This is a genomic window from Metabacillus litoralis (assembly GCF_003667825.1).
Lineage (GTDB): Bacteria > Bacillota > Bacilli > Bacillales > Bacillaceae > Metabacillus > Metabacillus litoralis_B.
The window spans coordinates 3,370,793-3,383,042 of the sequence record NZ_CP033043.1; the positions used below are offsets into that span (position 1 = coordinate 3,370,793).

Below are 12,250 nucleotides of genomic sequence, written 5' to 3' on the forward strand. Positions count from 1 at the left end.
AATTAGTAATAGCACCTTCTCTTTATAGGTATAAGAGGTGCTGTTTGTCTTAAAACTATTTTTAGTATACGTTACTACTGACAATAATAAAACGTACTGCCGAAAAAATCAGAATTATGAATGTTTTTTGTGCAAAGCAGGAATTTATTATTACAATCCTTCTTCAACAAACCTGTCCCGTTACTTAAATAAGAAAAAAACAAAGACCTTCCCTTTTATTATCCATTTCTTTATTCTTTATAATTTTATAGTCAATTTTTTTTCTATATATTGACTTTTTGGTTATATAAGCCATTTATATCATTCATTTCCTTTTATTCATTACCAATAATGATAAAATTGGTATAATATTATCAAAAGTATAGATTCGAAAAAATAGAAAAGGTGTGTTTTTGATGTCAAAGAAAATCATATCTTCAGTTGCTATTAACGCACTTAAAGAAGCATTAACTAATGTTTATTGGTATAAGAAACAATTAAGAAGCTTTTTATTACATAGTATCAGTAATTCTAGCATTCTCTCAAAATTGATTGGGACGATTATAAGAGGAATATAGTTTCTGATTTAATTGACCGCTTAGCAGAAAATCAAGAGCTATATAAAGAAGACCTACTAACCCTTATGGCTGAGTTAGTAAAGATAAGTGACTTTAGCCATCTACAGAATTTAGAGGATGGAAAAGAAAAAGCTAAAGCAGCAAAAGAGGCAATTAATGCTTTAAAAGAACTTTATTCTTCTCACTCTTCCCTGTTAGAAGAACAAAAGAAAATTGAAGAACGGCGAGCACTAGCCACTGAAAAGTTAGTAAGAAATAAAGCATTAAATGAACGATTAGAGCAATTAAAATATGAATATTATCAGTTATTAGGCCAATCATATAATCCGCAATCGAGAGGATATAAGTTAGAGATTTTTTTAAAAGAATTATTCCTTTTATTTGATCTTGATCCCAAGTCGTCTTTTAAATTGTTAGGAGAGCAAATTGACGGTGCTTTTTCTTTTCAAAATACAGAGTTTTTACTCGAAGCAAAGTGGCATAAGGAACCAACAAATATTCAACACTTGGATGCCTTTAATGGAAAATTAGGTCGAAAATTAGAAAATACACTTGGATTGTTTATTTCTATAAATGGATTTACTGATGATGCTGTGACAGCACATTCCGCTGGAAAGAAGTCAATGATATTAATGGATGGAATGGATTTAATGGCAGTATTAGAGAGAAGAATTGATCTAATCGAATTATTATCTTTTAAAAAACGGGTTGCTTCTCAGAAAGGAAATATATATTTTAAAGTGAATGACATTCTGTTAACCTAATATATGTTTCAAATCTTCCGTTCCTTTCAACTTTTAAGAATAAAAAAAGATCTATTCAAAACTGGGTAGATCTTTTCCTATTAAAAAGCCTATCTCATCATCTGTTATAGATCTCATCTTTGAATTGATATTTAATCTTTTCATTATTAAACTATGAATTATGTATTTTAAATTTAATTGTTAATGGAAACTTATGTAGTATATTATAGCGAAAACAACATTCTCAATGTTTCCTTAACTTTACTGTAGTTCTCGTCCCTTATTTTACAAATTTCTTCCTGTAAATATTCTTCCTTTATTGTAGTAATTTGATCTAATAATATGGAGCCATCTTTAAATGGGTACGAATCACTGGCTATTGTAATATGAGTTGCTATAGAGCTTTTAATAGATCTTAATGGTGCTACAATTACTGAATTATTATTCACTTGGTTATTTGATAAAACTAAAAATGGTCTTTTACCTGATACTCCTGTATTGTCAGGAACATTTCCCCAATATAGATAGCCTTGTTTCTTCACAAAAACACCTCATTAATTAATTTATTCCTCACTTCAAAAATACTATCAATTTCTAACTCCTATTACTATCATTTTATCAAGGGAATCCCCTTCCTTGTTTCAAGGGGTGAATATGGCTATTAACTTCTATCTGTCTTATTAAACTATGAATTCCATTTGTGTGCACTGCTACTTAAAAATTCCACACACAAGAGCGATCTCCTTATCATTATAGGGAATCATATCCTATAATGATAAGGGATTTTTTCCCACCATTCTGCCCGTTTAACTAAATAGTGGTTAATTCTCTTCATAGATTAGTGTACAAAAATTTAAGTAATGACTTTTATAAAATTTAAACATTAAAAAACGACATCTTTATATCCTGAAATAGATCCGATAGAACCATAATTACCAGGGTTTCCATAATTCCCTACATTACCGTAGTTACCATAACTTCCAAAATTAACATTTTTATAAGAGGAATTATTATTATACATTAATCGATTATCATTAATAATTTCACCTAAATATTTTCCTCTCATATCAATAAATATTTTTTCAGTTTCACGATAATGACCAATATTTTGACCACTAGGTGAATGAAGATGATTGTTTACAAGGTTGGCAATATGCTGTCCCTTACTGTTAAATAAAAATTTCACATTAATATCCTCCTTTAAGTAGCATAGTGTTAAATTTTATTTTATCTAAATATAATATTATATTTGAAACTTATATCTTCTAGCCCTTAGTTTAAAGGCCTCTCTTCCACCTTCCATAATATTACATATCGCATCCTTAATATTTTGGTTTTCAATGGAACCATCACAAAGAACTTCAGTATACTTGCTCTCAGAATTCATTGCTATTACCCATTCAGAGTCTCCATTCACGGGAATGTTAGCATTATGAGTAACAGTTATAATCTGACGTTTATTTTTCGAATTAGCTAAGCGATTTACAATTAATTCGTATATCAATTGATTATCCAAATCATCTTCTGGTTGATCCAATAGTAGTGGAGTATTACCATAAGATAAAAGGAATGTAAGTATTGCTGAAGTTTTTTGACCTGCTGAAGCATTGGAAATAGATTTAAACCCAGATGCTTCATTTGCTTTGTATTGAACCTCAATCTTATCTTCAGGATATAATAGCCTGATGTTATCTATTTGTTCATCATTCAAACCCTTAAGTAAGGTATTAAACCTTGTTGTAAACCTACCATCATTTTCAGCAGTTTCTTTTATAGCAGCTATAATTCCGCTTATTTCTTTAGTCTTTCTCTCCGCATTTCCATTAAAGATAAATGAATTAATTGTTTGAAAGTCTTCATTAAATTTATCTTCTCTTTGGAGAATCTTTCTTAACTCAATTTCATAATGTTCGGAGTCTCGAAACGGCTTAACTTCGATTTTAATATTTCTACTATCAGCAAGTACAACCTGTAAAAACTCTCTTCGGAATGTAGTCACTTGTTTTCTTAGCTCTAAATAAGTATCTGAAATTGTGTTTAATTCATCATTTAATGATTCTAGTTCTCTTTCAGATTGTTCAATATCACCAAGTTCCTTTTCTTTAATAATTAGCTGATTTGAAAGGTGCTCTATATTTCCTAAGTCATCTAAATCCTCTTGTGTGAGCTCAGACTGTAAAGTTTCAAAATCACTTTTAACCTGATTAAATCTATCAAACCAATTTGAAGTTTCAATCAATTGTGTTAATGAATTCTTTGCTCTGGATAGTTCTGTACCTGCTTCGGTGAGTTTAATAATAACTTGTTGTAATTCTGTTGAATTCCGTGCTAAGATTCTTCTTAACTCATCGCTTGATTCCGGAGTAAAATTGAATTCATCAAAATCTATGTAAGAGAATCCCTCAATAAACTCTCTCAATCTATCCTCTTTATTCTCAAAATCATTAATAACTTTCTTTAGGAATAACTCTTCAGTTTCAAGTTCCTTCTGCTTTTTTAAGGTAGTTTGATATCCTTTCTCCTCAAACTGTAAAAGTCTTTCTCTAATATCAGTTATATCAATTTCTAGCCTTTCTTTTTTACTAATTTGATGTTTTAAATTTCTGATTTTAGCAGTTGTCTCAAAGTAACTACTTTGAATATCTCTAATAGCACTAAGATGTGCTTCTAAAGAATCAATTGATTGATCAATTTTATCTCTTAGAGCATTAGGACGTGTGGCAATATTATAAATTTGCTTTTGTGAAAAAATATTCACACGGAATAGCTCTAAAATAGGATCGGTTGATTCTTCATATTCCCCTTGGTCATTCAACTTATATACATTTTTACTAAATTGTCCGCCACCATAGTTAGAAAATGTAATTTTGTATGTTCTTCCTAAACGTTCTAAATATAATTCAATGACAGTATCGCTTTTTATAATTCCCTTTTCTTCACCTAGTCTACTAGATTCAAATTGTTTAAAGAAATTTGTTTGATCTTCTAAGAGTTCCTTAAATTCAGCTAAATCAGCATTGCCAACCAAGAGTCCGCGGATAATCCTGTTGATAGCAGATTTTCCAGTCCACGTCCACCTATAATGGTATTCAGTTGAGGGTTAAATTGAACCTTTATTGTGTTTTCAGGATTTAAAACAGTATTTTTTACTTCTAAGCCTTTTATAAGAAGTTCAGGAGTATTATAAGGCAGTGTCGTACAATCAAAATCGTTCCTAATCTTCTGATCAGGCATTAATAAAGCGTGTCTAAGACTCTCTAGGGAAACTTCCTCTTCCATTTTGATCCAGGTATACCTTTTCCCGATTCCCCACAGACCGTGTGTGGTTTCATTATCTCCACTAGGATTATCAGAAAAGGTTAAAATTGCTTTCCTTGCTTCTTTTGCTATACTAACTGCATTATTCCAATTTTTTATAAGCTCTTCAGTGACAGATGGATATCTTGCTTTAATTAAGTTTATACGTTCGTCGGAAGTGTAATTTCCTGCATTATATAGCTCCTTATTAACAACCTGTACACCATTGATATAAGAAATATCTAAGAATTGTTGCATTGTTTGATAACTTGTTACAGAGATCCCATTATATTCATCAATGTGAGCAGGGATAACAATTGCTCCACGGCTATTAGCTTTATCTGCAACAGTAAATATATTTTCATTTATTTCCGTAGTTGCAGTTTGCTCTGCAAACATATTGTCCTGAATTCCACAATAATGAAGGAATTGATTTATGTCACTAGAACGCTTGTCCTTATCAAACAGGATTAATAAATGAACTTTTGATGTATCACAAGTTATCTCAACTCCAGGGAAGACTGTTAAGTTTGTCCCATTGGCAGCCTCAATTACTCGATCAATATAATTACCACTGTTATGATCAGTTACAGCTACAACATCTAATCCCTTTTCTATACAAGATTGTACCCATTGCTCAGGGGTTACCTCTTTATCAGGGAAACATTTACTTTCTGGAGTATGAAGATGCAAATCACATTTATACCATTTATTACCTCTAAAATTCATTACTTTACCTCCATTCTTAATAGTTTCATCTTACAATAACTAATGTCAAAAATTTATCTTACTTACTCCTTTCTTACAAAAAGTCTCAAATGTTCCATATTTATCTACTATTATAATACAACAATCGACAGATTATCATATTAGTCGACAACATTTATCAGATAGCTCTATCAATGTTTCTTGCCATTTGCTGAACGTATACTTGATTAATTATATTTTTATGAAAACTATGTAAAATTAAAGAATATAGATAAAGAAAAACTGAACTCTATTATTAACTCAAAAGCTAGTAAAGAAGATTAATATCGAATAATAAAGGATTTTGTCACATAAATCGAGAAAATTATATTTATAAAAATATTTAATCATAACATTACCTTTTGAGGTTTGGAGGATGACTAGTGGAATTAAAAGTAATTCATTCAGTGGAGTTACCCTTTATATTAAATCTGCATAATGATGTGTATAACACCCAAGTTAATTTTAAAGGTAGCATTTATAATTTAGAATTAAATATAAGTAATACCAAATATAAAGTAATGACAAAATATCAAGGAAAAGATGCTTACATTGAAGTAGAAGAAGATGAGATATCTTCTTTAGACGAGGACGAAAGAAGCAATTATAGAGAAAAATTACGGACGTATATTTCTTGGGAAGAAAAAAAACTTTTTAATGTTACAAAGGAAATGTTGGACAATATTAGCGAAGAAGTTAAGGTTGACAAATTAAAATCTATAATCCTTTATAATGAAATTGATTACGAAAACAATTTAACTGATTTTTCACAAGCAATGTACACCCTTTTCAATGATGAAGAAAAGGAGGAACTTGGCTACTCGGTCTTAATAGATACACAGCTTTCAGGATTATCTAATTCAGATTTATTCTTATCAGCGATTAACCAGTTAATTAAAGCATATTCAGTATTCAGAAATGACTTTTTTGTTGAAAAATGTACACTTCATACGTTACGAGGAATTCAAGTAACTCAGTTTGTTGATAATATTCAATGGCAAGGGTTTAAAAGAATCGGGAAATTACCACCCATTATAAACAAACCGTGGTTACCCGACATTTCTCAACAAGAATTAACTGATTTTAAAAACATCTTGCAGAACGGCGTAGAAATTGATCCACTTAAATCATTAGTTATCGTTTCTAAGAACCTGTTAGAGAAGGGAGAAACAAGATCTGCAATAATCAATATATCGGCAGTCCTTGAATATTCAGTTGAAAGAAAAATTAGGACGAAGCTTTTAGCAAAAGGTAAGACTGCACAAAGTATTGAAAGTATATTAAACGCAACAAAATTGAACTTCAAAGATAGGTGTAACAAAACACTAAAGAGAGCAACAGGTAAATCGCTAGTAACAGATTATCCTACTGAATGGAGTACTGTGGACACTCTGAGAAAAAAATTTAGACATTTGATAGCACATTCAGTACTTGAGCCTACATATACCGATACAGAAAATATGATTGAAGAATTTGAAAAGGTAATTGCTATTGTAGAATCGTTATAAGAATATTTAGGTACGTTCTTATTTTTAGCCATATTTCATATTAGTGTATAGGTTTCTTATTTATGTATTCTTATTTTAATCCAAAAATTGTGAAGAATTGTAAGGGAGTGCTTACGTTGATAACCAACTATACGAAAAACGCTCAGAGATTCTATATACTCTGAGCGTTTTTTCTGTACCTGTATCAGGATAGATTGCTTGTTAATTCGGGTCGTATTTAAGTCCAATTTTTCAGTTCTCAATTGATCTTGTAATCATAGCTGAACCCGTTATGATGAACATTTTATGTTTAATAAACAAATTCTAATTTACCAATAAAGTTGCCGGTAGTAATTTACTAATAAAGTTGCAATACCTGCAATTTTATGGGTTTAGTCGCAAAGGCAAAATAAAAACCACCAAATATGTATTTGGTGGAGACGGTGGGACATGCTATTCCATGCTTTCGTCATGGCACTGACTATATCTTGAACCTTTTTATAGGTCCTTCGGCGTCTTATACGAAAAATAGATTTACCTGAAAGTCAGGCAGATTTTCGTATCCTAGTACTACCAAATACTTGGTAGCCTATAAGTCGATACACGGCTGTTGGATTACTCCACATACCGCTCGGCATTGCCCTATCACATTAAGTGACTTAGGTTTCACCGATAAAGCCGAATTTTCACTTATGTGTTACCACATAAGGCGACTAATACTTAATCGAACCCACGTCCAGACATATCGGCACTTAAGCGTCTACGAGCGTAGTCGATATATTTGCGGTTTCGCTAACTCCTATGCCTATCGACAGGCGTCAGAGCAGCTAGTCTGATTGGTCTCTTCCATCATCCCCAGACGGAGGAATTAGGCGTAGTCCACTAAGAGTGAGTCCCTTACCCTACCACATGGACGATGGAGGGAGGAACAGCTAAGCAGTTATTAAGCTGCTAAAGCTAAGTTATTGTTAGATTTGCCAGTTATTATTGGCGTGACGTTTTTACGAAGACGATCCCTTCGGCCCGCAACCTAAGCTCGAACTACCCCTGTCGAATCCGTAACGTCCCCATGTAAGCCGTATATACCAGCTAGGGAATACGGGAAGTTTAAGAAGATCAAGCTTAATTGCTTATTAAGTTTTAAAAAGTAAGTTGACTGTCTTACAAAACTTATTATATCAGACTGGCTAAAAAATGCAATTGTAAGGTTTTCCCACTACATTTTTTGACGTTCTCTAAAGGCACGTTCGATATCACGCTTCGCTTCCTTCTTCTTCAGATCTTCACGTTTATCGTATTTCTTTTTCCCTTTACCAAGACCGATTAGCACCTTTGCATAACCATTTTTCAAATACATCTTTAAAGGAACAAGGGCATAACCTTCTTCTTTGGTTGCACCAATTAGTTTCACAATTTCACGCTTATGAAGTAATAGCTTCCTTTGTCTTAGTGGATCATGATTATAGCGATTTCCTTGTTCATACGGGCTAACATGCATGTTCAATAGAAATACTTCGCCACGATCAATACGTGCATACGAGTCCTTTAAGTTTACACGTCCATTACGAATTGATTTAATTTCCGTACCTTGAAGGACAATGCCAGCTTCAAATGTTTCCTCTATTGAATAGTCATGATTTGCTTTTTTGTTTTGGGCGACTACTTTTCCCATACCTTTTGGCATTGTGTTCACTCCCCTCGATCTAGCGATACGTTCTATTTTAGCAAAAAATGGACTGTAACTCAATAAATAGAGCTAAAGAGGGACTGACACTTAGGATTGTCAGTCCCATCACATCATTAGCGCTTTTTCTTACGTTTTGCTTTTGGTGCATTTTCAAAGTGCTTTTTCTTCTTTTTACGAGGAGGACGTGTAGACCATTCGCCATCTTTGTCATTTCCATATGTCTTGCCGTTATTACCGCCGCCACGACCATTGGAATCTTTTCTTCCTTTACCAGCAATGATGACTTTTGGTTTGTCTTTTTCAGGACGTCTTCTTGTCCCTTTCATACCAACAATTTCGAAATCAATTGCGCGCTCGTCTTTGTTTACATTTACTACGCGTACAGTGATTTCGTCACCAATTCTATAGACATTACCAGTGCGTTCCCCAATCATCGCATAATGCTGCTCATCATATCGGTAATAATCATCTGTCATATAGCTGACGTGAATAAGACCTTCTATTGTATTTGGAAGCTCAACGAACATACCAAAGTTCGTAACAGAACTGATCATACCGTCATATTCTTCACCAATTTTATCAAGCATGTACTCTGCTTTTTTCAGTTCATCTGTTTCACGCTCTGCTTCTACAGCTCTTCGTTCCATATTGGAGGATTGTTCGGCGATGACAGGTAAGCTTTCCGCCCAATGAGCTCGAGTTTCTTCATCAACTTTTCCTTCTATTAAATATGTGCGGATTAAGCGATGCACAATTAAATCAGGGTAACGACGAATTGGTGATGTAAAGTGTGTGTAAAACTCCGTAGCCAGTCCAAAGTGACCTAAGCTTTCAGGATCGTACTTCGCCTGCTTCATCGAACGGAGCATGACTGTTGAAATAACTGTTTCTTCTGGTGTACCCTGTACTTCTTCTAAAATATTTTGCAATGCTCTTGGATGAATTTCATTTCCTGCACCTTTTACTGAGTACCCAAAGTTCGTAATAAACTGAAGGAATCGTTGTAATTTTTCAGCATTTGGATCTTCATGAATACGGTAAATAAACGGTACATTCATCCAATGGAAGTGCTCAGCTACTGTTTCATTGGCAAGTAGCATAAATTCTTCAATTAGACGCTCTGCTACTGAGCGTTCGCGAATTACAACCTCTGTTGGCTTTCCTTCTTTGTCTACAAGAACCTTTGCTTCTTTAAAATCAAAATCAATAGCGCCACGCTCCATACGCTTTTGGCGCAGAATCGCTGCAAGCTCACCCATTTGTTCAAACATTGGAATAAGGCCTTCATATTTTTGGAGAAGCTCTTCATCACGGTCTTCTAATATTTTATTAACATCAGAGTACGTCATACGCTCTGTCGTTTTAATCACACTTTGGAAAATTTCATGTTTAACAACTGTACCTTTTTCATCGATTTCCATCTCACAAGAAAGTGTTAAACGATCCACTTTAGGATTTAATGAACAAATTCCATTTGATAAACGATGTGGAATCATTGGAATAACACGGTCAACAAGATACACACTTGTCGCACGATCTAATGCTTCGCGATCAATTGGAGACTTCTCTGTTACATAATGACTAACATCGGCAATATGAACACCAAGCTTATAGTGGCCATTATCTAATTTTGTCACTGTAACAGCATCATCTAGATCTTTTGCATCGGCACCATCAATTGTCACAATTGTTTCATTTCTTAAATCACGGCGATCCTTTAGATCTTCTTCTCTAATCGTCTCCGGAACATCATTTGCTTGCTCAAGTGCTTCGACTGGGAATGGGCCAGGCAGTCCGTGCTTATGAATAACAGATAAAATATCAACACCTGGATCATTTTTATGACCTAGAATGTCAATAACTTCACCTTCTGCACTCATGCGTCCTTCAGGATATGTTGTTAGTTTTACAACAACCTTATGTCCCTCAACAGCACCCTTTGATGCATTTTTTGGAATGAAAATATCATTGGCGATTTTTTTATCATCAGGAACAACAAAACCGAAATTTTTGCTTTCCGTATAAGTACCAACAACCTCTGTTATTCCTCGCTCTAAAATACGGACAATCGTTCCTTCTTGTCTTGTCCCACCTGTGCTTGCACTGACTCTGACCATAACAACATCACCGTGCATAGCTGTTTTCAATTCAGTAGGCGGAATAAAGATATCATCTAAAGCCGGGTCCTCAGGGTCAACAAAAGCAAAGCCTTTTGAGTGACCAATTAGCTTTCCTTTAATTAAATTCATTTTTTCTGGCAAGCCATAACGGTTGCTTCTTGTTCTAACAACGAGGCCCTGGTCCTCCATGACAACTAATGCTTTTACAAAATCTTTAAACTCTGTTGAATCTTCTATTCCAAATGCTTGTTCAAGCTCTTGAACAGTTAGGGGCTTATAAGCTTCCTCTTTCATAAATGAAAGCAGTTTATCAATATGTACTTGAATTTCTTGATCCATTTTCATCCTCCTTTTCTCGTTCTAAAAAAACCTTACCAATCAAGGCTTTCTAAAAATTGATACACATCCTCATGGAGTTGATCACGTTCTTTATCAAGTGTTAACACATGTCCAGATTCCTCGTACCACTTTATTTGTTTATGATCATTTTCTACTTCATTGTAGATAATATTTGCACTGTCCGTGTTAATCATATGATCATGTCTACCTTGTGCCACAAACGTTGGTGAATAGATCATATCTACATTATTTCGGACATCTGCAATTAACTCTTGTAAGGCTTTTAGTGTATTCATTGGAGTCTTCTCAAACTCCTTCATCTCCTCTTCTATTTCCTCAGGAGACTTCCCTTCAAACTTTTTATAATTTCTCGCATATTCGAGAACTCCTTGGTACATAACTTCCTCACTTTTAATGTACATTGGCGCACACATTGGGATAATTCCCTTTACAGGTAAAGTGTAACCCAATTTTAATGAGAAAACTCCACCAAGTGATAATCCCCCAACAGCTATGTCCTCAAATCCCATGCTTTTCAGATGCTCATACCCTTCTTGTACATCCTTCCACCAATCTTCAGGACCTGTATGAACGAGCTCTTCTGGCGGTACACCGTGGCCTTTATATTGTGGCGCATGACATGTATAGCCTTTTTCACTAAGAAAGCGTGCAAGCATTCGAACATCCGCTGTGTTCCCTGTAAATCCATGTAATAATAAAACAGCTCGATCGCCGCCTTCAAATGTAAACGGCTTTGGCAAAACTCTTTTCATTCTTACTAACTCCTTACTATCTTTTATTTAGTTTATCCCAAAATTACCATCAGTATTACTAAACAACTAACATCAAGCTATGTATTCTTTATACTTCTATTTAATCAAACACGTTCGGCCTTGAACAATTCTTATGCTTAGTGAGCTTTTTTCTTCAGCCCCAAACAAAAAAGAGCCTGTTTCTACAGACCCTTTACTTATTATTTATTGAACAACATATGCCACTAAAACAGTTAAAACAAAGAATAAAACAGATAGTACGATTGTAATACGGTGTAAAACTAAGTCAAGTCCACGAGCTTTTTGTTTTCCAAAAAGCTGCTCAGCTCCACCAGAGATTGCCCCTGATAACCCTGCGCTTTTACCAGATTGTAATAATACAACTGTAATTAAAGCAACTGAAACGATAACAAGTAGAATAATTAATGCTGTATGCATGAGTTGACACCTCCTGAAATGCGCACAAATAGATAGTTTAAATGTACCATACTTCTTTTTGA

The 12,250-nt window shown here is 33.9% G+C and carries 11 protein-coding genes and 1 other RNA gene; 3 read left to right on the forward strand and 9 right to left on the reverse strand.

Translation table 11 applies throughout. The features are described 5' to 3' along the window. Positions 1–395 precede the first annotated feature (395 nt). Both D9842_RS26125 and D9842_RS16705 read left to right on the forward strand, forming a co-directional pair. Positions 396–557: a hypothetical protein gene (locus D9842_RS26125; RefSeq protein ID WP_218975590.1), complete on the forward strand. Its 162-nt coding sequence runs from the start codon at positions 396–398 to the stop codon at positions 555–557. A 65-nt stretch (positions 558–622) separates the two neighbouring features. Next, a complete protein-coding gene (locus tag D9842_RS16705) occupies positions 623–1,321 on the forward strand; it encodes a restriction endonuclease (RefSeq protein ID WP_218975591.1) in 699 nt (232 codons plus the stop codon). Between the two features lie 203 nt (positions 1,322–1,524). On the opposite strand, the gene D9842_RS16710 is transcribed toward D9842_RS16705, so the two are convergent. From D9842_RS16710 to D9842_RS16725, 4 genes are all read right to left on the reverse strand, one after another. After that, positions 1,525–1,842 carry a type II toxin-antitoxin system PemK/MazF family toxin gene (locus D9842_RS16710; RefSeq protein WP_121663473.1) on the reverse strand — a complete coding sequence of 106 codons (318 nt, stop codon included), beginning with the start codon at positions 1,840–1,842 and terminating at the stop codon, positions 1,525–1,527. Positions 1,843–2,183: 341 nt separating this feature from the next. Next, the gene (locus D9842_RS16715; protein ID WP_121663474.1) at positions 2,184–2,486 is read right to left on the reverse strand and encodes a hypothetical protein; all 303 of its coding nucleotides are present in this window, start codon (positions 2,484–2,486) and stop codon (positions 2,184–2,186) included. Positions 2,487–2,543: 57 nt separating this feature from the next. Beyond that, positions 2,544–4,328: a TrlF family AAA-like ATPase gene (locus tag D9842_RS16720; protein WP_121663475.1), complete on the reverse strand. Its 1,785-nt coding sequence runs from the start codon at positions 4,326–4,328 to the stop codon at positions 2,544–2,546. Then, positions 4,307–5,326: a PHP domain-containing protein gene (locus tag D9842_RS16725; RefSeq protein ID WP_121663476.1), complete on the reverse strand. Its 1,020-nt coding sequence runs from the start codon at positions 5,324–5,326 to the stop codon at positions 4,307–4,309. The genes D9842_RS16720 and D9842_RS16725 overlap by 22 nt, the downstream gene beginning before the upstream one ends. Before the next feature lie 401 nt (positions 5,327–5,727). Here D9842_RS16725 and D9842_RS16730 point away from each other — a divergent pair, with 401 nt between their 5' ends. Further along, the gene (locus D9842_RS16730) at positions 5,728–6,852 is read left to right on the forward strand and encodes a hypothetical protein (protein ID WP_121663477.1); all 1,125 of its coding nucleotides are present in this window, start codon (positions 5,728–5,730) and stop codon (positions 6,850–6,852) included. A 700-nt stretch (positions 6,853–7,552) separates the two neighbouring features. Here D9842_RS16730 and ssrA read toward each other — a convergent pair. The 5 genes from ssrA to secG all read right to left on the reverse strand — a co-directional run bounded on the left by ssrA (position 7,553) and on the right by secG (position 12,188). Continuing rightward, positions 7,553–7,892, reverse strand: a transfer-messenger RNA (tmRNA) gene (ssrA, locus tag D9842_RS16735). A 155-nt stretch (positions 7,893–8,047) separates the two neighbouring features. Further along, complete coding sequence (gene smpB / locus D9842_RS16740) at positions 8,048–8,515, reverse strand: SsrA-binding protein SmpB (protein ID WP_098797845.1); 468 nt, start codon at positions 8,513–8,515, stop codon at positions 8,048–8,050. 116 nt (positions 8,516–8,631) lie between these two features. Continuing rightward, positions 8,632–10,977, reverse strand: coding sequence for a ribonuclease R (gene rnr, locus D9842_RS16745; RefSeq protein WP_121663478.1), 2,346 nt, complete (start codon positions 10,975–10,977; stop codon positions 8,632–8,634). A gap of 32 nt (positions 10,978–11,009) precedes the next feature. Then, on the reverse strand, positions 11,010–11,750 hold the full coding sequence (locus D9842_RS16750) for an alpha/beta hydrolase (RefSeq protein WP_121663479.1): 741 nt from the start codon (positions 11,748–11,750) through the stop codon (positions 11,010–11,012). A gap of 204 nt (positions 11,751–11,954) precedes the next feature. Next, entirely contained in the window at positions 11,955–12,188 is a 234-nt protein-coding gene (secG, locus tag D9842_RS16755; protein WP_121663480.1) for a preprotein translocase subunit SecG, read from the reverse strand. Positions 12,189–12,250 lie beyond the last annotated feature (62 nt).

Coding starts and splice junctions, on each gene's coding strand:
- rnr (WP_121663478.1), bottom strand. CDS start 10,977: ATGGATCAAGAAATTCAAGTACATATTGATAAACTGCTTTCATTTATG.
- D9842_RS16705 (WP_218975591.1), top strand. CDS start 623: ATGGCTGAGTTAGTAAAGATAAGTGACTTTAGCCATCTACAGAATTTA.
- D9842_RS26125 (WP_218975590.1), top strand. CDS start 396: ATGTCAAAGAAAATCATATCTTCAGTTGCTATTAACGCACTTAAAGAA.
- secG (WP_121663480.1), bottom strand. CDS start 12,188: ATGCATACAGCATTAATTATTCTACTTGTTATCGTTTCAGTTGCTTTA.
- D9842_RS16750 (WP_121663479.1), bottom strand. CDS start 11,750: ATGAAAAGAGTTTTGCCAAAGCCGTTTACATTTGAAGGCGGCGATCGA.
- D9842_RS16725 (WP_121663476.1), bottom strand. CDS start 5,326: ATGAATTTTAGAGGTAATAAATGGTATAAATGTGATTTGCATCTTCAT.
- smpB (WP_098797845.1), bottom strand. CDS start 8,515: ATGCCAAAAGGTATGGGAAAAGTAGTCGCCCAAAACAAAAAAGCAAAT.